At 60.0% G+C, this 22,473-nt stretch carries 23 protein-coding genes; 14 read left to right on the plus strand and 9 right to left on the minus strand.

The window, feature by feature from the left end; genetic code table 11:
- Positions 1-56: 56 nt before the first annotated feature.
- Complete coding sequence (gene efeU / locus EBQ26_RS08210) at positions 57-887, minus strand: iron uptake transporter permease EfeU (RefSeq protein WP_122238537.1); 831 nt, start codon at positions 885-887, stop codon at positions 57-59.
- 126 nt (positions 888-1,013) lie between these two features.
- Complete coding sequence (locus tag EBQ26_RS08215; protein WP_122238538.1) at positions 1,014-2,000, minus strand: porin; 987 nt, start codon at positions 1,998-2,000, stop codon at positions 1,014-1,016.
- A gap of 267 nt (positions 2,001-2,267) precedes the next feature.
- Here EBQ26_RS08215 and EBQ26_RS08220 point away from each other — a divergent pair, with 267 nt between their 5' ends.
- The 11 genes from EBQ26_RS08220 (at position 2,268) to EBQ26_RS08270 (ending at position 13,161) form a co-directional block, all read left to right on the plus strand.
- The gene (locus EBQ26_RS08220) at positions 2,268-3,095 is read left to right on the plus strand and encodes a hydroxypyruvate isomerase family protein (RefSeq protein ID WP_122238539.1); all 828 of its coding nucleotides are present in this window, start codon (positions 2,268-2,270) and stop codon (positions 3,093-3,095) included.
- Between the two features lie 17 nt (positions 3,096-3,112).
- Complete coding sequence (locus EBQ26_RS08225) at positions 3,113-4,084, plus strand: NUDIX hydrolase (RefSeq protein WP_122238596.1); 972 nt, start codon at positions 3,113-3,115, stop codon at positions 4,082-4,084.
- Between the two features lie 285 nt (positions 4,085-4,369).
- Positions 4,370-5,323, plus strand: a complete 954-nt coding sequence (locus EBQ26_RS08230; protein WP_122238540.1) for a porin — start codon at positions 4,370-4,372, stop codon at positions 5,321-5,323.
- A gap of 144 nt (positions 5,324-5,467) precedes the next feature.
- Complete coding sequence (locus EBQ26_RS08235) at positions 5,468-6,766, plus strand: branched-chain amino acid ABC transporter substrate-binding protein (protein ID WP_122238597.1); 1,299 nt, start codon at positions 5,468-5,470, stop codon at positions 6,764-6,766.
- Positions 6,767-7,065: 299 nt separating this feature from the next.
- Positions 7,066-7,845, plus strand: a complete 780-nt coding sequence (locus EBQ26_RS08240) for a GntR family transcriptional regulator (protein WP_122238541.1) — start codon at positions 7,066-7,068, stop codon at positions 7,843-7,845.
- A gap of 125 nt (positions 7,846-7,970) precedes the next feature.
- Positions 7,971-8,399: a succinate dehydrogenase, cytochrome b556 subunit gene (gene sdhC / locus EBQ26_RS08245; RefSeq protein WP_122238542.1), complete on the plus strand. Its 429-nt coding sequence runs from the start codon at positions 7,971-7,973 to the stop codon at positions 8,397-8,399.
- A 24-nt stretch (positions 8,400-8,423) separates the two neighbouring features.
- Positions 8,424-8,789: a succinate dehydrogenase, hydrophobic membrane anchor protein gene (gene sdhD, locus EBQ26_RS08250; RefSeq protein ID WP_122238543.1), complete on the plus strand. Its 366-nt coding sequence runs from the start codon at positions 8,424-8,426 to the stop codon at positions 8,787-8,789.
- Between the two features lie 62 nt (positions 8,790-8,851).
- Entirely contained in the window at positions 8,852-10,660 is a 1,809-nt protein-coding gene (gene sdhA, locus EBQ26_RS08255) for a succinate dehydrogenase flavoprotein subunit (protein ID WP_122238544.1), read from the plus strand.
- Positions 10,661-10,699: 39 nt separating this feature from the next.
- Positions 10,700-11,407 carry a succinate dehydrogenase iron-sulfur subunit gene (locus tag EBQ26_RS08260; protein ID WP_122238545.1) on the plus strand — a complete coding sequence of 236 codons (708 nt, stop codon included), beginning with the start codon at positions 10,700-10,702 and terminating at the stop codon, positions 11,405-11,407.
- A 27-nt stretch (positions 11,408-11,434) separates the two neighbouring features.
- On the plus strand, positions 11,435-11,746 hold the full coding sequence (locus tag EBQ26_RS08265; protein ID WP_238944245.1) for an FAD assembly factor SdhE: 312 nt from the start codon (positions 11,435-11,437) through the stop codon (positions 11,744-11,746).
- 104 nt (positions 11,747-11,850) lie between these two features.
- Positions 11,851-13,161 (plus strand): citrate synthase, encoded by a 1,311-nt coding sequence (locus EBQ26_RS08270; protein ID WP_122238546.1) that lies wholly within the window; start codon positions 11,851-11,853, stop codon positions 13,159-13,161.
- A 146-nt stretch (positions 13,162-13,307) separates the two neighbouring features.
- Here EBQ26_RS08270 and EBQ26_RS08275 read toward each other — a convergent pair whose 3' ends face one another.
- The 5 genes from EBQ26_RS08275 to EBQ26_RS08295 form a co-directional block, all read right to left on the minus strand.
- On the minus strand, positions 13,308-13,586 hold the full coding sequence (locus EBQ26_RS08275) for a YkvA family protein (protein WP_122238547.1): 279 nt from the start codon (positions 13,584-13,586) through the stop codon (positions 13,308-13,310).
- Between the two features lie 176 nt (positions 13,587-13,762).
- Positions 13,763-15,052 carry a glutamate--cysteine ligase gene (gshA, locus tag EBQ26_RS08280; RefSeq protein ID WP_122238599.1) on the minus strand — a complete coding sequence of 430 codons (1,290 nt, stop codon included), beginning with the start codon at positions 15,050-15,052 and terminating at the stop codon, positions 13,763-13,765.
- Positions 15,053-15,159: 107 nt separating this feature from the next.
- A complete protein-coding gene (locus EBQ26_RS08285; RefSeq protein ID WP_122238548.1) occupies positions 15,160-15,831 on the minus strand; it encodes a LysE/ArgO family amino acid transporter in 672 nt (223 codons plus the stop codon).
- Positions 15,828-16,661 (minus strand): undecaprenyl-diphosphate phosphatase, encoded by an 834-nt coding sequence (locus EBQ26_RS08290; protein WP_122238549.1) that lies wholly within the window; start codon positions 16,659-16,661, stop codon positions 15,828-15,830. Before EBQ26_RS08290 ends, EBQ26_RS08285 begins: the two co-directional genes overlap by 4 nt.
- A gap of 213 nt (positions 16,662-16,874) precedes the next feature.
- On the minus strand, positions 16,875-17,924 hold the full coding sequence (locus tag EBQ26_RS08295; protein WP_122238600.1) for a Bug family tripartite tricarboxylate transporter substrate binding protein: 1,050 nt from the start codon (positions 17,922-17,924) through the stop codon (positions 16,875-16,877).
- A gap of 257 nt (positions 17,925-18,181) precedes the next feature.
- Here EBQ26_RS08295 and minC point away from each other — a divergent pair, with 257 nt between their 5' ends.
- The 3 genes from minC to minE all read left to right on the plus strand — a co-directional run bounded on the left by minC (position 18,182) and on the right by minE (position 20,417).
- Positions 18,182-18,952, plus strand: coding sequence for a septum site-determining protein MinC (minC, locus tag EBQ26_RS08300; RefSeq protein ID WP_122238550.1), 771 nt, complete (start codon positions 18,182-18,184; stop codon positions 18,950-18,952).
- A 370-nt stretch (positions 18,953-19,322) separates the two neighbouring features.
- Positions 19,323-20,138 carry a septum site-determining protein MinD gene (gene minD, locus EBQ26_RS08305; protein ID WP_122238551.1) on the plus strand — a complete coding sequence of 272 codons (816 nt, stop codon included), beginning with the start codon at positions 19,323-19,325 and terminating at the stop codon, positions 20,136-20,138.
- A gap of 6 nt (positions 20,139-20,144) precedes the next feature.
- A complete protein-coding gene (gene minE, locus EBQ26_RS08310; protein WP_122238552.1) occupies positions 20,145-20,417 on the plus strand; it encodes a cell division topological specificity factor MinE in 273 nt (90 codons plus the stop codon).
- 23 nt (positions 20,418-20,440) lie between these two features.
- Here the strand turns inward: minE and EBQ26_RS13155 are convergent, their stop codons facing one another.
- A complete protein-coding gene (locus tag EBQ26_RS13155) occupies positions 20,441-20,566 on the minus strand; it encodes a hypothetical protein (protein WP_275265347.1) in 126 nt (41 codons plus the stop codon).
- 50 nt (positions 20,567-20,616) lie between these two features.
- Positions 20,617-22,263: an acyl-CoA synthetase gene (locus tag EBQ26_RS08315; protein ID WP_122238553.1), complete on the minus strand. Its 1,647-nt coding sequence runs from the start codon at positions 22,261-22,263 to the stop codon at positions 20,617-20,619.
- Between the last annotated feature and the right edge of the window lie 210 nt (positions 22,264-22,473).

Genomic DNA, 22,473 nt, shown 5'->3' on the forward strand with positions numbered 1-22,473 from the left:
AAAAGTGGGCTGGTGGGGGGCAGTCGCTTCAGGCGGGTCGGCTCAGGGTGGTCGATTCAGGTAGAGCGGGGCGGGGCCTCTTTCATCGGCTGCAGGAACAGCGCCAGTGCGGGCGCGAGGTAGAGCAGCCAGGCCAGCGCCTCGCCCCAGGTGGGCGACTCGTGGTAGCCCAGCAGGCCCGAGAGCACGGTGCCCGCCACGCTGGCATTGGGCAGGGTGCGGCTCAAATCCCACACTGGCGCTTGCAGCCAATTCCACACGCCCGCTTCGTGCAGGTTGCGCAGCACGCCCGCCAGCAGGCCTGCGGCCACGAACAGGATGAAGATGCCGGTGTAGCGGAAGAGCTTGTGCAGGTTCAGCCGCACGCCGCCCCAGTAAATGCCCAGGCCCAGCGCCACGGCGACGGCGATGCCCGCCAGCGCGCCCAGCGGCGCGGCCGGGCCGGGGCTTTGCTGGAAGATGGCCAGCAGGAAGAACACCGATTCCAGCCCCTCGCGCGCGACGGCGAAAAACGCCATGCCGATCAGCGCCCAGGCGCCGCCCTGGCCCCGGCTGGCATCCAGCGCGGCGTCGATGCCCGCGTGCAGCTCGGCCTTGAGCGAGCGCGCCGCGCGCCGCATCCACAGCACCATGTAGGAGAGCACGCCCACGGCCACCAGGCCGACGATGGCCTCGAACAGCTCTTGCGTTTTTTGCGGGAACTCGCGCCCGGCCAGCAGCACGGCAGCGCCGGCCAGCAGCGACAGCGCCACGGCCAGCAGCACGCCCACCCAGATGGCGGGCAGCCATTGCGCGCGCCCCGTCTGGCGCAGGTAGCTGGCGATGATGCCCACGATCAGGGCCGCCTCCAGCCCCTCGCGCAGCATGATGAGAAATGGTGCGAGCATGGTTTATTTATAAATCAAATAGAAATATGATCTATTGCATAGGTTGCCATTTTATGGTTATTTCTTTCCCTTTTGATTTGTAATTCATGTTGTCATGCCGCCTCTGCGGCATGACGATGGATGCTCTTAGAAGTAATGACGCAACCCGATGCCGAAGGAGCGGAAGTCTTGCCCGGCGCGCTCGACGCCGAGATCTTTGCCGTAGGTTGCGCCTTTGGCGTTGTCCAGATGGGTGTAGAGCGCGTAGAACTTGGTGCGTTTGCTCAGGTTGTAATTCCAGGCCAGCGTCCACTGCGTGGCGCTGCTATCGGCCACGTGTTTGTAGGCGCTGGCATGCCCGGCGTTGAGGTGGATTTCGTTGTTGCCGAAGGTGTAAATGCCCACCAGGCGGTAGTTGTTGCGCGCGCCAGCGCCCTCGATCCAGCCGTTTTCATCGCGCTGGTAATAGCCGCCAAACTGGAAATCGCCCAGCGTGTAAAGCCCGCGCAGACTCAGCTGCTTGGCCTGGTCGTAATGCACGTAGGAGGCGGCCAGGGAGAGATCGCCCACGTCGTAATTGGCCACCAGCTCGTAGGCGTGGGCATTGACGCCATCGACGGTTTTGCGATCGTCCTTCAGGCTCATGCCCAGCTCCAGGGTGAAGCCGCCGAACTCGGGGGTGACGTAGGAGAAGCGATGGTCGGCGGGCATGAGGTCGGCAAACAGCCAATCGGCCGATGTGCCCACGTTGTCGTTGTGCAGGCTGGTTTCCTCCACGATGGTCTTCATGGATTGGCCGCCGTAGTTGCCCAGGCGCACGCGGCCCCAGTCGCCCGCCAGCCAGACTTCGGCATTGCTGGCGTAGCCGTCTTCGGCAGCGCCGTCGGTGCTGTCGATATCCATCTCGAACTGAAAACCGGCCTTGAGGCCGCCGCCGAGGTCTTCCTCACCCAAAAAGCCCAGGTTGGAGCCGTTGTTGAGCATGTGGGTGCGGGCCTTAGCATCGGTGAGCTTGGTGTGCTCCACCGTGGTGTTGACCCGACCGTACAACGTGACAGAGCTTTGGGCGAGCGCGGATGAGGACAGGCCCAGCAGGGCCACAGAAGCGGCGATGCAAAGAAGGTGTTTTTTCATGACCAGGCAAACTCCAAACAGCTAGTAAGGCGCCTTTCGTTCAAGCTTCCGTCCAGGCGAAATGAGTACAGGCGGCGCTTCAAACCTTCTCTCTCGGACAGATTCTTTCTGTGAGAAACAGAAACTTTTTGAAAGAGAGGCAAATTCTACTCTCCAAAATAATGAGAGCGATATGCATTTTTAATACGTGCATTGCTGGTTTGGATCTGGGCTTGGGGGACAGGGTAGGCTGTCAAAATGCCCGCTTTATTTGCTTTTCATGTGCTTATGCTGCGCGTTGCCGCCAATTTGAGTTTTTTTTACCAGGACATGCCGTTTGAAGCGCGGCTGGCTGCCGCTGCGGAGGATGGTTTTAAAGGGGTGGAATACCTCTCGCCCTACGACATGGAGCCGCATCGGCTGGCGGGATTGCTGCAAGCCCATGGCCTGGAGCAGGTTTTATTCAATGCACCAGCAGGCGGGAGCCATCTGGCCCAGGTGCGCAGGGCCTGGGATGAGGGCTGGCGCGGCACCGCCAGCCTGCCGGGCGAGCAGGAGGCATTTCGCTATGGCATTGATTTGGCGCTGGAATACGCGCAGGCCCTGTCGTGCCGACGCGTTCATGTCATGTCCGGCATCAACCCGTCGGCCAATCGGGGGGATCGTTTGCTCTGGCTGAAGCAGTTGGCGTGGGCGGCTGAGCGCGCGGCGCGGTGCCCGGATGTCACTTTGCTGATTGAAGCGATCAACCGGGAGGATATGCCCGGCTACTGGCTGCACACACAGCAACAGGCCTACGAGGCGCTGGTTGAGGTGGGGCACCCCAGGCTGGCGATGCAGTTCGATGCATACCATTGCCAAAAGGTAGAGGGGGATGTGCTGGCGCAGTGGCAAAAATACGCGGCCACAGGCTGGATCAAGCATGTGCAAATCGCGGGCGTGCCAGGCAGGCATGAGCCGGATGTCGGCGTGCTGCCATATGGCCCGCTGCTGGCGCAGATGCAGGCCAGCGGCTACGACGGCTGGTTGGGGCTGGAGTACCGTCCGCAGGATGCATCGCGCGCTGGCGTGCGTGAGGGGTTAAGACGCTGGTTGGCGCAGGGGGTGGCGCTGTGAGTGCGCCGATATCCAGCATGCCCCCGGCTTCGCACGCGGTTCAGGTGGAGTTGGTGGCTGTTTTGGCGTCTGTGGCAAATGGGCAAGTGCGCGTGATGACGACGCGCCATGGCCAATCGTTGCCGTGCGGGCCGTTTACGACGACCCATCTCTCGCTCCAAGCTGGCATGCGCGCCTGGGTGGAATCGGAAACCCATCACCCGATTGGGTATATCGAGCAGCTCTACACCTTCGCCGATCCTGGCCGACAAGCCGATGCTGGGCCCAGGCGCATCTCCATCAGCTATCTGAGCTTGACGTGCGCTCAAAAAAATACGCACGATACGCTCAACGCGGCCGCGGAGCATGCCGGTTGGCGCAATTGGTATGACTTCTTCCCCTGGGAGGATCTTCGCAGCGAGTGGGCAGCGGAGTTGGTGCGTGAATCCATCGTGCCTCGTCTGTCGCAATGGGCTAGCCAAGCGCAATCGTCGGATGTGGCGCGTCAGCGCTGGCAACGTATCGAGAGCTGCTTTGCATTGCATGAGTGGAACGAAGATTTGGTGCTGCAACGCTATGAGCTGCTCTACGAAGCGGCCTTGGTCGAGGAAGCGCGCCGCGCGTGTGCGATTGCAGCAACGGATGGCGGGCAGTCGTTACTGCCGGGCCTGACCATGTTGCTGGATCATCGCCGTATATTGGCGACGGGGATGGCCAGGTTGCGCGCCAAGATCAAATACCGGCCGGTGGTCTTTGAGTTGATGCCTCCCCAGTTCACCTTGTTGCAGCTACAGCAAACGGCCGAAGCCATCACGGGGCGTTGGCTGCACAAGCAGAACTTCCGCCGACTAATTGAACAGCAACATTTGATTGAAGAAACGGGGCATTTGGCAGTGGGGCAGGCTGGCCGGCCGGCCAAGCTGTTCAGGTTTCGCAATGACGTGGCTTATGAAAGGGCTATTGCGGGCACCAAGCTCCCAACGGCTGCCAGCTCTGGCGGACAGGATTGATGGAAGGCATTGCATGAAATGCGTTGCGCAACCCTTTGTTTTTAGAGGGCTGGGCTTGGTGCCTTGCACCCCCCCCGCTATGGTTGTCGTGTTGCTGGGTAGCAACGAAAATGGAGCGAATCTTCGATAGATTGCAAATACTCTTTGCCAATCGCAAGCCTGTCTGCTGCAATACGCCCAACTTCCCCACCAGGAGGTTGGCTCGGGGAACCGGCGGGACTGTAATCCGGCATAAGCCCTAGACCCCCCGTACCGGAGCCCTATGTTTAACCTTGGAGTATTCGCATGAAAAAATCCCTTATCGCATTGGCTGCCGTTGCTGCCTCTGGCTTCGCAATGGCTCAATCTTCTGTGACGCTGTACGGTGTGGCTGACGTTGCTGTTGGCTACAACTCTGATAAAGGCCCCAACGCCAATATCGAGAAAAAGACAGCAGCTCGTGCAAACAGCATTTTCAACAATGGCACCAGCCGCATCGGCTTCCGCGGTGTGGAAGACCTGGGCGGTGGTCTGAAAGCCAACTTCCAATTCGAACAAGGTGTGAGCTTGGCTGATGGTTCTACTCAAGCCAAGACTTTTGCTCGTCAAGCTTGGGTTGGTCTGTCTGGTGACTTCGGTACGCTGCGTTTGGGCCGTCAGTTGACTCCCTCTTTCAACGGTATTGCTGCTTGGGAAATCACCGGCACCGCCAACTACTCTGTGGTGGCAAACCAGTTCGGTTACGCTGGCGCTGGCTCGCGTGACGACGCCATGATTCAATACATCACACCGAACTTCGGTGGCTTCAAGGCGCATCTGGCTTACGTGCTGGAAGACAACCGTGGTACGGATGAGAAGTACGACCTGGCTTTGATCTACGGCAATGGCCCGTTCAAGGCTGCTCTGACTTACGCCAACACTGGCGAAGGCAAGGCCAACGCTTCCGTCGGCGCTTCTTACGACTTCAAATTCGCCAAGGTTGCTGCCTCTTACTTTGACGGTCACTACAACTACATGCGCAATGCTTCGTTCGACGGTTTCTCTGTCGGCGCATCGATTCCTTTCAACAACTTCAGCCTGACGTTCGACGTGGCTCGTAACAGCGAGTTCAAGGACACCGACTTCGTGGTGGAAGGCAAGTACGCTCTGTCCAAGCGCACATTCGTGTACGCTATGTACCTGAACGACGGCAAGAAGTTCACACGTGACAGCAACACTGGCAAGAACAACTTCTCGGTTGGTCTGCGTCACAACTTCTAATCCGGTTTTTACTGGATAAACAAAACGCCCCTTCGGGGGCGTTTTGTCGTTTTGAAGCATGCGCTCGGCCAAGGAAATCGCATGCGGCATTGATAATGCTTGCCGATCAATTGGAAGGTTTCGCTGATGATGGAGATAGGGCAGATGATCGGTAGTCCGGTGGCAAAGAAGTGGTTGGGTACGGTCGTTTTCGGGGCGGCAGCAATATGCATGGCCGTGGCGCAAGCGAAGCCGCCAGCGCAGGAGCCGATTAAATTGGCGTTGGTGGAAAGTCTCTCTGGCCCCTTTGCCAATACGGGGGAGGCGGTGTTTCGCAATTTGGCTTGGGCCGTAGAACGTGTCAATGCCCGTGGCGGAGTGGCTTTGTCGGCTGAAGAGGGCGGCGCTCGTCTGTTGCAGTTGGTGCGGTTTGACAGCAAGGGGCAAACGGAAGAAGCGCTATCCGCATTGCAAGCGGCCCGGGATGCAGGGGCGCGTTACATTTTGCAAGGCAACTCCTCGGCTACGGCAGAGGCGATTTTGGGGGCGGTTGAAAAAAACAACGCACGCACGCCAGAGCAAAGCCTGTTGTTTCTCAATTACTCGGCCGTCGATCCCAGTCTGACCAACGAGAGGTGCAGTTTTTGGCATTTCCGTTTTGATGCACACGCCCATATGCGCATGAATGCATTGATGGATGTGCTGGAGCGTGATGCGGCTATCAAGAAAGTTTATTTATTCGGGCAAGACTATAGTTTTGGTCACGCTGTATTGAAGGAGGCGCGGCGTCAGTTGGCCGAGCGCCGTCCGGATATCGAGATCGTGGCCGAGGAATACCATCCGATTGGTCGCGTCAAGGATTTCGCGCCTTATGGAGCCAAGATCAAAGCCAGTGGCGCTCAGGCGGTGATTACGGGGAACTGGGGCAATGATTTGACCTTGTTCATCAAAGCCAGCGCGGAGGTTGGCTTTGATGGCAGCTTCTACACGTTTTACGGCAATGCGCTGGGTGCGCCTGCGGCCATTGGTGATGCGGGTGTGGGCAAAGTCATTGCAGTGGCGGACTGGTTTCCCAATGCCCCTTCGGAGCAAGGCCGGGCTTTTTATGCTTCCTTCCGTGAGCGTTTTCCCAAGCCCGGTGACGACTACGTCCACATGCGGATGCAGCTTCTGGTAGAGGCTTTGGTCAAGGCAATGGAAAAGGCGGGCAGCGCCGAGCCCAAAGCGGTGGCCTTCGCCTTGGAGGATTTGGCCGTGGCGCTCTCTGGTCAGGCCGGGCGTATGCGCGCTGATGACCACCAATTCCAGCAAGCCTTGATGGTGGGTTTGATGCAAAAGGCGGGCAGTGCTTCTGTGCCTTTTGATGTGGAAGGCTCGGGCTATGGCTTTGAGGTGATTCGTTTGCTCAAGCCCGATGAGGCGCAGATGGCGCATCGCTGTGCCATGAAGCGCCCGACGCGCTAATGGGCCTTCATCGCTCCATCCGCTGCTTGATCGCGACGGTATGCGGCGCGTCTCTGCCATGAATTCTTCTTCAAAAGTAAATAGTGATTAATACTGGAATTGCCAAAACAGGGTAGATTTATTTCCTTTCGATTTGAAAAATAGAATTCTCAGTTCAATTTATATCTTATATAAGACATTGGGGCAAGGCTTGGCTGAGCGCTTAGAATCGTTAGGGTGCCAGCCCGTTGAGCGGTTTGTTCCCGCAGGGGTGTGCCCCAGCGAATGCCATTGAAAGCCACCGAAAGCCACGAAGCACCATGAATGAGATCCAGGGCATACCCAAGGCGGCCGAGGCTGCAAATTTGGCAGCCCCTTCTTTCAGCCCTTTGTATCGCCAAATCAAAGGGCTGCTGTTGCAGAAATTGCAGGCGGGTCAATGGCAGCCGGGCGAGGCCATTCCAAGTGAAATGGAGCTGTCGCAGCAATTGCGCGTCAGCCAGGGCACGGTGCGCAAAGCCATTGATGAATTGGCGGCGGAAAATCTTTTGGTGCGGCGGCAGGGAAAAGGCACTTTCGTGGCCACGCATACGGAACGCCAAGTCCAGTACCGTTTTCTGCGCTTGCGCCCCGATCAGGGCAGCCTGGATGGGGAGGGGCCAGCGCAACGCCATATCTTGTTTTGTCGGCGCGAGCGCGCCACGGCGGAGCTGGCTGCGCAAATGGGCCTGCGCAGTGGCGATGCGGTCATGCACATCCGCCGCACGTTGGCCATGCGGGCAGTGGTCTCGGTGCTGGAGGATATTTGGCTGCCCGGCCATGCGTTTAAAAATATCCATGCCGAACAAATCATGCATTACCAAGGACCGACCTATGCCTTGCTGGAGCAAGAGTTTGGTGTGCGCATGGTGCGTGCGGTGGAAAAGATCAAAGCCATCGTTGCGCCAGATGCAGAATCGGCGCAATTGCTGGAAGTGGAAAGCTCAACGCCTTTGCTGGCCGTTGAGCGTGTTGCCTACACCTACAACGATGTGCCCATGGAGGTGCGCCGTGGCCTGTATCGGACAGACACCCATCACTATCTCAATGAGCTGCAATGAACCGCAACTGCTGCGTGGCTGACAATTTGTCGCACATTTGTCTTGGTTTAGCCCGTTGAGACTAAAATCGCCGGGTTTGCCCGCCAGCGGCGAACCCTGTTTCCACTGAGAAAGCCAAAAAACCCATGAATGAAGTTGCAAAGAAAAGGCCGGAGTTTCGCAACATCAATGTCTTCCATGATGTGCGCACTTACCGTATGCCCCCAGCGGCCATCCTCTCCATCCTGCACCGTATCAGCGGCGGCATCATGTTTTTGCTGCTGCCCTTTCTGCTCTGGTTATTCGATATGTCGGTGCGTTCGCCACAGACTTTTGAGCAAGTAGCAGGCATTTTCCGCGAGGGGCTTTGGATCTTCCCCGGCTTCATGGTTCGGTTGGGTGTGCTGGTGCTGGTGTGGGCCTTTTTGCATCACCTGTGTGCAGGTATTCGGCACATTCATATGGATGTGGATCACCATGCTGTTGACAAGCACAAAGGGCGCAAGACCGCCATTGCCTCATTTGCCATCAGCTTGGGCCTGACTGCTATTTTTGGCCTCAAGATCTTGTTCTGACCGCTGCGCCAAGGAGTTTTAACTATGTCCGTCAACTACGGTTCCAAGCGCCTTGTCGTCGGCGCCCATTACGGTCTTCGCGACTGGCTGGCCCAGCGACTCACGGCGATTTTGATTGCTTTGTTTGCGCTCGTGCTGATGGCGCGGGTTTGCATGATTGATGGCGCTATCGATTATGCAGAGTGGAAAAACCTCTTTGCGCCGCAATGGATGCGTTTGCTGACCTTCGTGGCTGCTGTGGCCGTGCTCTGGCACGCATGGATCGGTTTGCGTGAAATCTTGATGGATTACGTCTCTGTCGCTGGCCTGCGCCTGCTGGCATATACGGGTGTGCTGGTCTGGTTGATCGGTTGCGCTGGCTGGGTTTTCCAGACGCTGTGGCGCCTGTGATGGCTTGGTAAATATCCCGTCCAGTAGAACAAAGATAAGTCCCCACTTTAAGACTACCCATCATGAGTTATACAAAAGAGAACATCATCACCCGCAAGTTTGACGCTGTGATTGTCGGCGCAGGCGGCTCCGGCATGCGCGCTGCGTTGGAGCTCTCCCGTGCGGGCCTGAGCGTTGCCGTGCTGTCCAAAGTCTTCCCCACCCGCTCACATACTGTGGCGGCTCAAGGCGGTGTTTCTGCATCGCTGGGCAACATGAGCGAGGACAACTGGCACTACCATTTCTACGACACCATCAAGGGCAGTGACTGGCTGGGCGATCAGGACGCCATCGAATTCATGTGCCGTGAGGCGCCTAACGTCGTGATCGAGCTGGAGCACTTTGGCATGCCGTTCGACCGCAACCCTGACGGCACCATCTACCAGCGCCCCTTCGGTGGTCACACGGCCAACTATGGCGAGAAGCCGGTGCAACGCGCTTGTGCAGCGGCCGACCGCACGGGCCATGCCATGCTGCATACGCTCTACCAGCAAAACGTCAAGGAAAAAACCAACTTCTTCGTGGAGTGGATGGCGCTGGACTTGATTCGTGACCAGCACGGCGATGTTGTTGGCGTGACGGCGCTGGAGCTGGAAACGGGCGATTTGTACGTGTTGCAAGCCAAAGCCGTGCTGCTGGCTACAGGCGGTGCAGGCCGCATTTTTGCGGCCTCGACCAATGCCTTCATCAACACCGGCGATGGCTTGGGCATGGCTGCGCGGGCGGGGATTCCCCTGCAAGACATGGAGTTTTGGCAGTTCCACCCCACGGGCGTCGCCGGCGCTGGCGTACTGCTGACTGAGGGGTGCCGTGGCGAGGGCGCCATTTTGCTGAACTGCCATGGTGAGCGCTTCATGGAGCGTTATGCCCCCACGCTGAAAGACTTGGCTCCGCGTGACTTCGTTTCCCGCTCCATGGATCAGGAAATCAAAGAGGGGCGTGGTTGCGGCCCGAATAAAGACTACGTGGTGCTCAAGCTGGATCACCTGGGCGCAGAAACCATCCATAAGCGTCTGCCTTCGGTGTACGAGATCGGTATCAACTTTGCCAACGTGGATATCACGAAAGAGCCGATCCCGGTGGTGCCCACGATCCACTATCAAATGGGCGGGATTCCCACCAACATCAACGGTCAGGTTGTCGTGAAGACGCCCACCAACAATGCCGAAGTCGTGGGCGGTTTGTATGCCGTAGGCGAATGCTCTTGCGTCTCCGTGCATGGCGCGAACCGTTTGGGCACCAACTCGCTGCTGGATTTGCTGGTGTTTGGCAAATCGGCCGGCAAGCACATTGTGCAAACCGTGCGCAATCAGCAAGAGCACAAGCCGCTGCCAGCAGACGCTGCCGATCGCACATTGGCGCGTCTCAATCGCCTGCAGTCGGCTACTTCGGGTTTTTATTCGCAGGACATTGCCAACGATATCCGCAAATCAATGCAACAGCATGCAGGCGTTTTCCGTACGCAAAAAGGCATGGACGAAGGCGTGGTCAAGATCAATGCCATCCGTGAGAAAGTGGGCAATATCACGTTGGACGACAAGTCCAAGGTCTGGAATACCGCGCGTATGGAGGCTTTGGAGGTGGATAACCTGATCGAAGTTGCGCAGGCCACCATGACGTCTGCCGCAGCGCGCCACGAGTGCCGCGGCGCCCATACGGTGTACGACTACGAACACCCGGCCGATCACCCCGAATTCCCGCTGGGGCGCAATGACCGTGACTGGCTCAAGCACACGCTGTGGTACAGCGAAACCAACAGCCTGGATTACAAGCCCGTCAACCTCAAGCCCCTCACAGTTGAGAGCGTGCCGCCCAAAGTGCGCACCTTCTGATTACCGGCCTGATAGCAGCCTCACGAAGAGTCCAAAAATATGACCATCCGGAAATTCAAGATCTACCGCTACGATCCTGACAAGGACGCCAAGCCTTACATGCAGGATATTGAAGTGGAGCTAGACGGCCACGAGCGCATGTTGCTTGACGCCTTGGTCAAGCTCAAAGCGAAAGACCCCAGCATCGCCTTCCGCCGCTCGTGCCGTGAAGGGGTGTGCGGCTCTGACGCGATGAACATCAATGGCAAGAACGGCCTGGCCTGCTTGACCAATATGAATACGCTGCAAGGCACCATCGTGCTCAAGCCGTTGCCTGGCCTGCCGGTTATTCGCGATCTGATCGTGGACATGACCCAGTTCTTCAAGCAGTACCACAGCATCAAGCCCTATTTGCAAAGCGATATTTACGCTTCGGCGGAAAAAGAGCGCTTGCAATCGCCTGAGGAGCGCGAGGAGCTGAACGGCCTGTATGAGTGCATTTTGTGCGCCAGCTGCTCTACCAGTTGCCCGAGCTTCTGGTGGAACCCGGACAAATTTGTCGGCCCGGCCGGACTGTTGCAGGCGTATCGTTTCATTGCAGACAGCCGCGACACTGCCACTGGCGCGCGTTTGGATAATCTGGAAGACCCTTACCGCCTCTTCCGTTGCCACACCATCATGAACTGTGTGGATGTGTGCCCCAAGGGGCTGAACCCCACACGCGCCATTGGCAAGATCAAGGAGCTGATGGCGCGCCGCGCGCTGTAAGCCTGGTCGCAAACCCGATCTCTGTCTATGCAATCCGCCCATCTTCAGCAGGACGCAGACGAACAGCGCTTGATGACTCCTTTGGAGCTGCGCCAACTGCACTGGCGCAGCCGCCGGGGCCTGCTGGAAAACGATTTGCTGATTGAAAAGTTTTTCTCCCAGTACGGTGCCCAGCTCAACGTCGCGCAAGGCAAGGCGGTAACGGCCTTGATGAATTTGGCCGATAACGATTTGCTGGATTTGTTGCTGCGCCGCAAAGAGCCTCAAGGAGACACCGACACCCCCGCGATTCGGGACGTGCTGGCGCTCATGCGTCCGGCCGTGCCATCTACCAAGTAGCGACGACGATACAGCGGGGGCGTTACGTGCGTCCCTTTGTATTCCCTTTTGACCCAACAAGGCCGATGCATCCCCCGGATCCGGCACACCAGAGGAAGGTAAGCATGAAACTCTCCGACAACAAAGCCACCCTGTCGTTCTCTGACGGCAAACCTTCGGTGGATTTGCCCATTTACCAAGGCACGATGGGGCCGGATGTGATGGACATCCGCAAGCTCTATGGTCAGACAGGCATGTTTACTTATGACCCTGGCTTTTTGTCCACCGCATCGTGCCAGTCGGCCATCACGTATATCGATGGCGACAAGGGTGAGCTGCTCTATCGGGGTTATGCGATTCAGGATTTGGCGACCCAGTGTGACTTCCTGGATACGGCGCATTTGCTGTTTTATGGTGATTTGCCTACGGTAGAGCAGAAGGCTGATTTTGATCGTCGCGTCTTGCGCCACTCCATGGTCAATGAGCAAATGCAGTTCTTCCTGCGGGGCTTTCGCCGCGATGCCCACCCCATGGCGGTGCTCACGGGCCTGGTGGGCGCCATGTCGGCCTTCTACCATGAGAACACCGACATCCATAACGCCGAACACCGCGACCGCGCTGCCATTCAGCTCATCGCCAAAATGCCCACGCTGGTGGCCATGGCGTACAAGTACGGCAAAGGCGAGCCGTACATGTACCCGCAAAACAATTTGAGCTATGCGGGCAACTTCCTGCGCATGATGTTTGGTACGCCGTGCGAGGAGTATCAGGTCAATCCGGTGATCGAAAAAGCGCTGGATCGCATTTTCATCCTGCACGCCGATCACGAGCAAAACGCTTCCACCTCCACCGTGCGCCTGTGCGGCTCCTCGGGTACCAATCCGTTTGCGGCCATCGCTGCCGGCGTGGCTTGCCTGTGGGGGCCGGCCCACGGCGGCGCCAACGAGGCTTGCCTGAACATGCTGGAGGATATCCAGAAGATGGGTGGCGTAGCCAAGGTGGGCGAGTTCATGGAGAAGGTCAAGGACAAGAGCAATCCTGTGCGCCTGATGGGCTTTGGCCATCGTGTGTACAAGAACTACGATCCGCGCGCCAAGCTGATGCAGGAAACCTGTAATGAGGTGCTGGCCGAGCTGGGTCTGGAGAACGATCCGCTGTTCGCGCTGGCCAAGAAGCTGGAGCAAATCGCGCTGGAGGACGATTACTTCGTGCAGCGCAATCTCTACCCGAACGTGGATTTCTACTCCGGTATCGTGCAGCGCGCTATCGGCATCCCCGTCAACCTGTTCACCGGCATCTTTGCGTTGGCGCGCACGGTGGGCTGGATTGCCCAGCTCAACGAGATGATTGCCGATCCCGAGTACAAGATTGGCCGTCCGCGTCAGCTCTTTACGGGCCACACGCCTCGCGCGATCAAGCCGATTCAAGATCGTTGATCGGCCCGCGGTGGGTTTGGGGCGCTGGGTGCCCCTTGTACCCCTCGTTTTGTCCCGTTCGTTCCATAAAAAAAGCGTTGCGCCATTTGCGCAACGCTTTTTTTATGCCGAGGGCAAAAGCCTTTTTCGATACAGAGCAGCGCCGCTCAAATGCGCCGTCCGCTTTTGGCGCGCAAGGCGGCGTGCAATTGCGGCGGCAGCAATTTGAAGGCCAGCCGCAGGAGCAGCCAGGCGATCAAACCATCGTCAAGCCAGCCGAGGATGGGGATGAAATCGGAGACCACATCAATGGGCATGACGACGTAGAGCACGGCCAATGCGGTGGTCAGCTTGGCCAGCCAGGGCGTGCGCGCATCGCGCAGGACGTTCCAGGCCAGCAGCAACTCTTTGCGAAAGAGGGCGAAGATGCGTGCCAATTTCCACATGGGCTGTACTCCTTCCGATGGGGCTCCAAAAAAACGCAGACGCCCCACATGGGGGCGGTGTGCGCACTCGACAAGTGTTGATTTCTATTTGCAAATCAAAATAAACGTGATTTGAATGCATTCATGCCGAAATAAAGTGAATTATTTTCCTTTGAATTGCATTGATTGCATTGGGTTCAATAGGTTTCGGCCTCCGGGTTGGTTTGTTCCAGCTCATAGCTGGCTGCCAGCATGGCCAGGCGACCGATGACGCCGTACATGTAGAAGCGGTTGGGCAAGGCTTTGCCCGGCTGGCCTTGTTCGTTCAGGGCGTGCCCGGCTTCAAAAGCCAGCGGGATGAAGGTGGCGCCGGGGGCGTTGAGGTTTTCGTCGGCGCCTTTGTCGGCATGGGTGCGGTAGAAGCCGCCGACGACGTAGCGGTCCATCATGTACACCACGGGTTCTGCAGTGGCGCCGTCGATGCGCTCAATGGTGGGCACGCCTTCTTGGATGATGAGGTCGCTGACTTGTTGCCCGTCTTTGATGACGGCCATTTTGTTGCGCGTGCGGCGGTTGATGCTGGCCAGCTCGGCGGCGTCTTGCACCATCATCACGCCCATGCCGTAGGTGCCGTTGTCGGCCTTGATGGCGACGTAGGGCTTTTCGTTGATGCCGTATTCCTTGTACTTGCGGCGCACTTTGTTCAGCACCGTTTGGGTGGCCTCTTGCAAGGCTTCGATGCCTTGGCCCTGGGCGAAATCAACCCCTTGCACGTGGCCAAAGAGGGGGTTGACCAGCCAGGGGTCGATGCCCAGCATCTTGCCAAAGCGTTTGCAGACGTCGTCATAGGCTTTGAAGTGCAGGCTTTTGCGCCGTACGCTCCAGCCTGCGTGCAAGGGGGGCAGCAGGAATTGCTCGTGCAAGTCCTCCAGGATGCCGGGCGTGCCAGCGGAGAGGTCGTTGTTGAGCACGATGGTGCAGGGGTTGAAATTGGCCACGCCCAGGCGTCGGCCATCGCGCACCACGGGCTCGAGCAGCAACTGCTCGCCATTGGGCAGGTCGATGGCGGTGTTTTCGGTGATTTCGGGGCTGATGGAGCCGTAGCGCACGTTCAAGCCCGCGGCGTGGAAGATGCGTCCAAGCTGGGCGACGTTGGCCAGGTAGAAGCGGTTGCGCGTGTGGTTCTCGGGGATGATGAGCAGGTTGCGCGCTTCGGGGCAGATTTTCTCCACCGCAGCCATCGCCGCTTGCACGGCCAGGGGCAGCATGTCTGGCGTCAGATTGTTCCAGCCGCCGGGAAAGAGGTTGGTGTCCACCGGGGCGACTTTGAAACTGGCATTGCGCACGTCCACCGAGCTGTAAAAGGGCGGCGTGTGCTCCATCCACTCCAGCCGGAACCAGCGCTCAATGGCGGGTACGGATTCGAGAATGCGTTGTTCGAGTTCGCTGATGGGGCCTGTCAGCGCAGTCACGAGATGGGGAACCATGAAATCAATCCAATCAATCAAGACAGGCCCACAGGGCCAAAGCCGAGGGATTGTAAGAGCCTGTCCAAAGTTCCCGTGCCGTGCGGGCGCGCCAGGAGATGGGCGGCTCAGGCGCTGACAACAAGGCTGCGCGCCAGGATCAAGGCCAGCGCCCACATCATCAGGGCAACGGCGGCATCCAGCCACATCCAAAAACGCTGGCCGCGCAGCACGTGGCCCAGAAAGTAGGCCGCCGCACCCAGGCCCGTGAACCAGAGGATGGAGCCAGCCATGGCGCCCCAGCCAAACAGCCCGGCTTGCGCGCCATAGGCCAGCGAGGCGGTGCCGATGAGGGCGGCGGTGTCGATCCAGGCATGGGGGTTGAGCCAGGAGAAAGCCAAGGCCATGGCGATGGCGCGGCCGGGGCCGATGGGCGGCTGGCTTTGCGGCGCGGCATCAATGACGGGCGGCTCGGCGGGCGAGCGCTTGGCGATGTTGCCCAAGGCTCGCCAGGTGCGCCAAAAGCGGCCCCAGGCGCGCAGGCCGTAGTGGAGCAAAAACAGCACGCCGCCGCCGATCATGGCGCCGTAAATCTTGTCCGGCAACGCGCCCAACTGGCCCAGACCGAAAACGCCCAGGGCGATCAGCGCCATGTCGGCCACGATGCTGGTGAGCACGGTCAGCGCCAGATGTTGGCGCGTCAGCCCCATGCGCAGCACATGCACGTTTTGCGGGCCGATGGCCATGATGAGCGAAATGCTCAGCGCCAGGCCGGAGAGGAAAATGGCCGAATCGCTCATGGTTGCAGCACGCCAGTGGCCAGCAAGCCGAAGACGGCCAGCCCCAAGGCGATGCGGTAGAGCACAAAGGGCATGTAACTGCGGGTGGAGACCCACTTCAAGAACACGACGATGACGGCATAGCCGCTGACGAAGGCCACCAGGGTGGCCAGCAGCGTCGGCCCGGCGGCGACGCTGGCGCTGCCCCAGGATTTGAACAATTGGTACAACCCGGAGGCGATGACGGCGGGAATCGCCAGCAAAAACGAGTAGCGCGCCGCCGCCTCGCGCGAATAGCCCAGCAGCAGGCCGCCGGTGATGGTGCCGCCTGAGCGGGATACGCCCGGAATCAGCGCCAGCGCCTGCGCCAGGCCAAACAGCAGCGCGTGGCGGCCGCTGAGCTGGTGCAGGGTGCGGGTTTTGCGGCCCAGCACGTCGGCCGCGGCCAGGATCAGTGCGAACACGATCAGCATCGTGGCGGTGATGTAGAGGTTGCGCAGCGTGCTCTCGATCGCATCGCGCAGCAAAAAGCCCAGCACCACGATGGGGATGGTGCCCACGATGATGAACCAGCCCAGGCGCGCGTCGGCATCGAGCTGCGGCAGATTGCGCCAGGGCTGCTGGCCCAGCGAGGCCAGCCAGGCGCGCCCGATGCGCCACAAATCCTGGCGAAAGTACAGCAGCACCGCCGCCTCCGTGCCCAACTGGGTGATGGCGGTAAAGGCCGCGCCGGGGTCGCCCCCCGAGGGCAGCAGCGGGCCAAAGATGCGCAGGTGCGCGCTGGAGGAAATGGGCAAAAACTCGGTCAGCCCTTGCAGCAGACCGAGGACGAGGGCTTCAAACCAGCTCATGACAATGCGGCCCGCAGGCCGTCCTTTCGTGCAGCGCATCCCTGAGGCGGCCCGCCGCAGCGCTCAAGCGTGCGGCCAGATCATTTGTTTTCAATCAAAGGAAATTTGATTTGAATACAGAATTGCCGAAACAGGGTAATTTTGTTTCTTTTGAATGGTAAAAATGGTGCTCATCCATCGCTGTGGATGACCCTGAGCCGCCCACAGCCGGGATCAGCCGCCGATGCGGATGTGTTGCTCGCGGATGATGGCGCCCAGCGCCTCGGTGTCGGCGGCAATGCGGCGGCGCAGCGCGTCGGCGCTGGTGTCGCCCTCTGCGCCGCCCACCACCCAGCCTTGCTCCAGCAGCTTCTGGCGCACGGGCGCGTCAGCCAGCACTGCTGCCGTGATCTTGCGCAATTGCGCCTGCACCGCCTCGGGCATGCCCGCAGGCGCGGCGATGGCGTTCCATACCTCCAGATCCAGCCCCTGCGCGCCCAGGCTTTGCAAGGTGGGCAAATCGCCCGTCAGCGGGTTGGCTTTGGCCGATGTGATGCCAATCAGCGCCACCTTGCCCGCTTTTTGCTGCGCCAGGGCCAGCGCAGGCGGCAGCAGCGAGAGCTGGATCTCGCCTGCCAGCAGGGCTTGCAGCGCTTGCGGGTTGCCTTGGTAGGGCACATGCACGGGGGCCAGGCCCAGACGGCTTTTGATCAGCTCCATGCCCAAATGGGCCACCGTGCCCACGCCGGGCGAGCCATAGTTCCAGCGGCTGCCTTCGGCGCGCGCCTTGGCCAGCCAGCCCGCGGCATCCAGCCCTTGGGCCAGCGCCGCGGGCGTGGCCAACACGTATGGCGCGGTGCCCACCAGGGCAATGGGGGCGAAGGCGGTGAGCGGGTCGAACGTCAACTGCGGGTTGAGCATGCGGGCAATCGTCATGTTGCCGTTGATCATCACGCTGATGGTGTGGTGGTCGGTCGCGCGCGCCAGCGCGGCGGCGGCGATGTTGCCCGCAGCGCCAGGGCGGTTTTCCACCACGAAGGAGGCGCCCGTGGCCTCACGCAAGCGCTCGGCCAGCAGGCGGGCCGTCAAATCGGGCGAGGAGCCGCCGGGAAAGCCCACCAGCACCGTCACAGGGCGGCTGGGCCAGGCGGCGGCAGGCTTGCCATCGGCTGCCAGTGCCGCCAGCGGCAAACTGGGCGCCAGCATGGAGGCTGCGCCCGCGCGCAAAAAGCGGCGGCGCGGCCAGGCGGGAGAGGCGGAGGAGGGCAGGCGGGAGTCGGTCATGGCGGCAACAGCGCAGGGCTGCAAAAAAGACAAGAAAAGAGTGGAAGAAAAAAACAAGAGCGCGATTATCGGCCTGTGCAGGCTGCGTCCGGAGCCACGCGGACAGATGCATACGGCGGCGTTGGGTCTGGCTTGGCTGTTGCCTGGCCCTCTCGCGATCCCTGCTTGGCCTTTGCTTGCCCCCCGCGTGAGCATTGCGCGCGGGGCATCCCAAGTACACTCGTCGCTTCGAAAAATTCTTACGGGACGATGCGTGCATGGCCTTCGAAACTCCCCCTTCCCAGACTGCCAGCCCAGTGCCTTTTGAGCTGAAAAGCGCCACCTTGCCTGCGGTGGCGTTGATGCTGAAAACCTCGGACATGTACAGCATCCGCCAGGCCTTGACTGAGCGCTTTGCCCATGAGCCGGATTTTTTTGACAACGATCCCATCCTCATCGACCTCTCGGCCGTGCGCGAGGACAGCGCGGCGATCGACTTCCCCGGCCTGCTCAGCACGCTGCGCAGTCTGAAAACGACGCCCGTGGCCGTGCGCGGGGGCAATGCGGTGCAAACCGAGTTCGCCCGCGCGGCGGGGCTGTCGGTGGCGCCCGAAGTATCCGCGCGCGTACCGTCGCAGGCCAGCGAGTCGCCCAGCGTGCAAATCCGCGAAGTGGTGCGCGAGGTGGAAGTCATCCGCGAAGTGCCCGCTGCGCAGACGGTGCTGATCGACAAGCCCTTGCGCTCAGGCCAGCAGGTGTACGCGCGCGGCGCGGATTTGATCGTGATGACGGTGGTCAACTTCGGCGCCGAAGTCATCGCCGATGGGCATGTGCATGTGTATGCCCCCTTGCGCGGGCGGGCGATTGCTGGCGCGCGCGGCAATGCCAACGCGCGCATTTTTGCCCAGAACATGCAGGCGCAATTGGTCTCCATCGCGGGCATTTACCGTACGGCGGAAAACGAACTGCCTGCCGATGTCGCTGGCCGCCCGGCCCAGGTGCGGCTGGAAGGCGAGCGCCTCATCATCGAGCCGATGGGTAATGGTTAGCAAATTTTGTAAATCAAAATAAACATACAATGCTGCAAATATTGCCAAAACATGGGTATTTTATTTCTCTTGAAGTGTAATATTGGTACTTTGGCAGTGCCGGGCAACGCTTGCGCGAAGGGCTGTTTGGGCTGGGCTTTGCCACATCGCCTTGCGCGCCGGACATGCGCAGGCGCGCAGGGCGCGCATGCATCGCTGCACCGGGCCACGACATTGAAGCGCTGCCTACAACCCGGCAAAATACGCAGGCTTGAGGGGGGTGAAAGCGTCTCGTTGGCTCCCGAGGCTCGCGAGCCGCAGCGCACCAGCAGCCGCTGCGATGCTTGACCCGTTTTTTTAGCCCGTTTTTTTCTTCCACAGGATTGTTTGAATGGCCAAGATTATTGTTGTGACCTCCGGCAAAGGCGGGGTCGGTAAAACCACCACCAGCGCCAGCATTTCCTCGGGCCTGGCGATGCGGGGCCATAAAACGGCGGTGATCGATTTTGACGTGGGGCTGCGCAATCTCGATCTGATCATGGGCGCCGAGCGGCGCGTGGTGTACGACTTCATCAACGTGATCCAGGGCGAGGCCAATCTCAACCAGGCGCTGATCAAGGACAAGCAGCTCGAAAACCTCTACATCCTGGCCGCCTCGCAAACGCGCGACAAGGATGCGCTGACCGAAGAAGGGGTGGAAAAGGTTTTGAACGACCTGATCGCGATGGATTTCGAATACATCATCTGCGACTCGCCCGCGGGCATTGAAAGCGGCGCGCTGCTGGCGATGAAGTTTGCCGATGAGGCCATCGTGGTGACCAACCCCGAAGTCTCCTCCGTGCGCGACTCCGACCGCATCCTGGGCATGCTGGCCTCCAAGACCAAGCGCGCCATCGAGGGCAAGGAGCCTGTGAAAGAGCATTTGCTCATCACGCGCTACAACCCCAATCGCGTGGAAGACGGGCAAATGCTCTCGCTGCAAGACGTGCAGGAGATTTTGCGCATCGCGCTCATCGGCGTGATTCCCGAGTCGGAAACGGTGCTGCAAGCCTCCAACCAGGGCCTGCCCGCCGTGCACCTCAAAGGCTCGGATGTGGCCGAAGCCTATCTGGATGTGGTGGCGCGCTTTTTGGGCGAGGACAAGCCCATGCGCTTTACCGAGGCGGTCAAGCCCGGCTTGCTCAAGCGCCTGTTTGGCGGGAGGTAAGCATTTATGGCCCTCATCGACGTCCTGTTTGGCAAAAAGAACAAATCCGCCTCGGTTGCCAAGGAGCGCCTGAAAATCATCCTCGCGCACGAACGCAGCGACCGCACCACCAGCAAGCCGGACTTTCTGGCCGATTTGCAAAAGGATTTGCTGCAAGTGATCTCCAAATACATCCGCATCGCGCCGCAAGACATCAAGGTCAACCTCGACAAGCAGGGCAACCTGGAGGTGCTGGAGGTGAAGATCGAAATGCCCGACGAGCCGCCCCACAAGGCTTGAGGCTCGCCCATCTGCCCCTCTATTCATCCATCCACCTGCCGGAAGGCCAGCCACAAAAGCAAAAACAAAGCCGCTTTGAAAGCGGCTTTGTTTTTTAAATCAAAGTAAAAATGAAAAACCTGTTTCGGCTTGATGGGCGTGAAGAACACACAGGTTTATTTTCCCTTGATTTGTAAAAATTGCCTATGGGCGCACGACCTCACACATCAATGGCCTGCGCCGATCCCACCTCTTTGCGCAGCGCGAACTTCTGGATTTTGCCGGTGCTGGTCTTGGGCAGCGTGCCAAAAACCACGGCGCGCGGCACCTTGAAGCCCGCCAAGTGCTTTTTGCAGTGGGCGATGATGTCTTCCACCGTGGTGTCGGCGCCTTCCTTGAGTTCGATGAAGGCGCAGGGCGTTTCGCCCCATTTCGGGTCGGGCTTGGCGACCACGGCGGCGGCCAGCACGGCTGGGTGGCGGTAGAGCGCGTCCTCGACCTCGATGGAGGAGATGTTCTCGCCGCCGGAGATGATGATGTCCTTGCTGCGATCTTTGATCTTGATGTAGCCGTCCGGGTATTGCACGGCCAGATCGCCCGAGTGAAACCACCCGCCGGCAAAGGCCTTTTGCGTGGCCTGCGGGTTTTTCAGATAGCCCTTCATGGCGATGTTGCCGCGGAACATGATCTCGCCCATGGTCTCGCCGTCCCAGGGCACGGGCTGCATGGTGTCGGGGTCGAGCACGCAGGCGTCTTGCTCCAGGTGGTAGCGCACGCCCTGGCGCGCGTTGAGCTGGGCGCGCTCGCCGATGTCCAGGGTTTGCCAGTCCTCGTGTTTGGCGCACACGGTGGCCGGGCCATAGACCTCGGTCAGGCCATAGACGTGGGTGAGATCAAAGCCCATTTCCTCCATGCCTTCGATCATCGAGGCCGGTGGCGCGGCGCCCGCAACCATGGCCTTGACGCCGCTGGGCAGGCCCGCCTTCATCGAAGCCGGGGCGTTGACCAGCATGCCGTGCACGATGGGCGCGCCGCAGTAGTGCGTCACGCCGTGCTCGCGCATGGCGTCGAAGATGGCGGCCGGATCGACGCGGCGCAGGCACACGTTCACGCCCGCGCGCGCGGCCAGCACCCAGGGGAAGCACCAGCCGTTGCAGTGGAACATGGGCAACGTCCAGAGGTAAATGGGGTGCTTGGGCATGTCCCACTCCAGCACGACGGAGATGGCGTTGAGCGCCGCGCCACGGTGGTGGTAGACCACGCCCTTGGGGTCGCCCGTGGTGCCGCTGGTGTAGTTCAGGGCGATGGCGTCCCATTCGTCCTCGGGGCGCTGCCAGTCGAATTCGGGGTCGCCTCCGGCAAGGAAGGCTTCATAGTCGATCGCGCCTTCGAGCTGCACGGGCGCGGGACCGTAGAGCGGGTCTTCCACGGTGATGATAGTGGTGAGGTGGTTGCTCTTGCGCAGCGGCAGGGCCTTTTCGATCAGCCGGGCGAACTCGGGGTCAACGATCAGCGCCTTGGCCTCGCCGTGGTCGAGCATGAAGGCGATGGTTTCAGGGTCCAGCCGGGTGTTGAGCGTGTTGAGCACCGCGCCTGCCATGGGCACGCCAAAGTGCGCTTCCACCATTGCGGGGATATTGGGCAGGATGACGGCGACGGTGTCGTTTTTGCCAATGCCCGCTTGCTGCAAAGCGCTGGCGAACTGGCGGCAGCGCGTGTAGGTTTCGCGCCAGTTGCGGCGGATCTCGCCATGCACCACGGCCAGGCGGCCGGGATAAACCTCGGCGCTGCGGCGGATGAAGTCCAGGGGCGTGATGGCGGTGAAATTGGCAGGGTTGCGATCCAGATCAAGGTTGTAAGCACTCATGTGGGGGTCTCCAGAAATTCATGCGCGGCGGATGTTACCTGCGCTTGCATGCCTGGGCGTCGGTGAAAACGCGCAAGCGCCTTTCAGGCGCGTATGCCAGATCGCAAGACCGGGCATGTAAGGCGAAGGCGGCCCCGGCACGGGGGCAAGGGCGTTCGCCACACGCTCTACAATGCGCCGCCGCTGGCTGCCCCGTCTTTTTTCCCTCTG

This window comes from Allofranklinella schreckenbergeri (assembly GCF_003703475.1).
Taxonomy (GTDB): domain Bacteria; phylum Pseudomonadota; class Gammaproteobacteria; order Burkholderiales; family Burkholderiaceae_C; genus Lampropedia; species Lampropedia schreckenbergeri.

Coding starts and splice junctions, on each gene's coding strand:
- efeU (WP_122238537.1), bottom strand. CDS start 887: ATGCTCGCACCATTTCTCATCATGCTGCGCGAGGGGCTGGAGGCGGCC.
- EBQ26_RS08215 (WP_122238538.1), bottom strand. CDS start 2,000: ATGAAAAAACACCTTCTTTGCATCGCCGCTTCTGTGGCCCTGCTGGGC.
- EBQ26_RS08220 (WP_122238539.1), top strand. CDS start 2,268: ATGCTGCGCGTTGCCGCCAATTTGAGTTTTTTTTACCAGGACATGCCG.
- EBQ26_RS08225 (WP_122238596.1), top strand. CDS start 3,113: ATGCCCCCGGCTTCGCACGCGGTTCAGGTGGAGTTGGTGGCTGTTTTG.
- EBQ26_RS08230 (WP_122238540.1), top strand. CDS start 4,370: ATGAAAAAATCCCTTATCGCATTGGCTGCCGTTGCTGCCTCTGGCTTC.
- EBQ26_RS08235 (WP_122238597.1), top strand. CDS start 5,468: ATGATCGGTAGTCCGGTGGCAAAGAAGTGGTTGGGTACGGTCGTTTTC.
- EBQ26_RS08240 (WP_122238541.1), top strand. CDS start 7,066: ATGAATGAGATCCAGGGCATACCCAAGGCGGCCGAGGCTGCAAATTTG.
- sdhC (WP_122238542.1), top strand. CDS start 7,971: ATGAATGAAGTTGCAAAGAAAAGGCCGGAGTTTCGCAACATCAATGTC.
- sdhD (WP_122238543.1), top strand. CDS start 8,424: ATGTCCGTCAACTACGGTTCCAAGCGCCTTGTCGTCGGCGCCCATTAC.
- sdhA (WP_122238544.1), top strand. CDS start 8,852: ATGAGTTATACAAAAGAGAACATCATCACCCGCAAGTTTGACGCTGTG.
- EBQ26_RS08260 (WP_122238545.1), top strand. CDS start 10,700: ATGACCATCCGGAAATTCAAGATCTACCGCTACGATCCTGACAAGGAC.
- EBQ26_RS08265 (WP_238944245.1), top strand. CDS start 11,435: ATGCAATCCGCCCATCTTCAGCAGGACGCAGACGAACAGCGCTTGATG.
- EBQ26_RS08270 (WP_122238546.1), top strand. CDS start 11,851: ATGAAACTCTCCGACAACAAAGCCACCCTGTCGTTCTCTGACGGCAAA.
- EBQ26_RS08275 (WP_122238547.1), bottom strand. CDS start 13,586: ATGTGGAAATTGGCACGCATCTTCGCCCTCTTTCGCAAAGAGTTGCTG.
- gshA (WP_122238599.1), bottom strand. CDS start 15,052: ATGGTTCCCCATCTCGTGACTGCGCTGACAGGCCCCATCAGCGAACTC.
- EBQ26_RS08285 (WP_122238548.1), bottom strand. CDS start 15,831: ATGAGCGATTCGGCCATTTTCCTCTCCGGCCTGGCGCTGAGCATTTCG.
- EBQ26_RS08290 (WP_122238549.1), bottom strand. CDS start 16,661: ATGAGCTGGTTTGAAGCCCTCGTCCTCGGTCTGCTGCAAGGGCTGACC.
- EBQ26_RS08295 (WP_122238600.1), bottom strand. CDS start 17,924: ATGACCGACTCCCGCCTGCCCTCCTCCGCCTCTCCCGCCTGGCCGCGC.
- minC (WP_122238550.1), top strand. CDS start 18,182: ATGGCCTTCGAAACTCCCCCTTCCCAGACTGCCAGCCCAGTGCCTTTT.
- minD (WP_122238551.1), top strand. CDS start 19,323: ATGGCCAAGATTATTGTTGTGACCTCCGGCAAAGGCGGGGTCGGTAAA.
- minE (WP_122238552.1), top strand. CDS start 20,145: ATGGCCCTCATCGACGTCCTGTTTGGCAAAAAGAACAAATCCGCCTCG.
- EBQ26_RS08315 (WP_122238553.1), bottom strand. CDS start 22,263: ATGAGTGCTTACAACCTTGATCTGGATCGCAACCCTGCCAATTTCACC.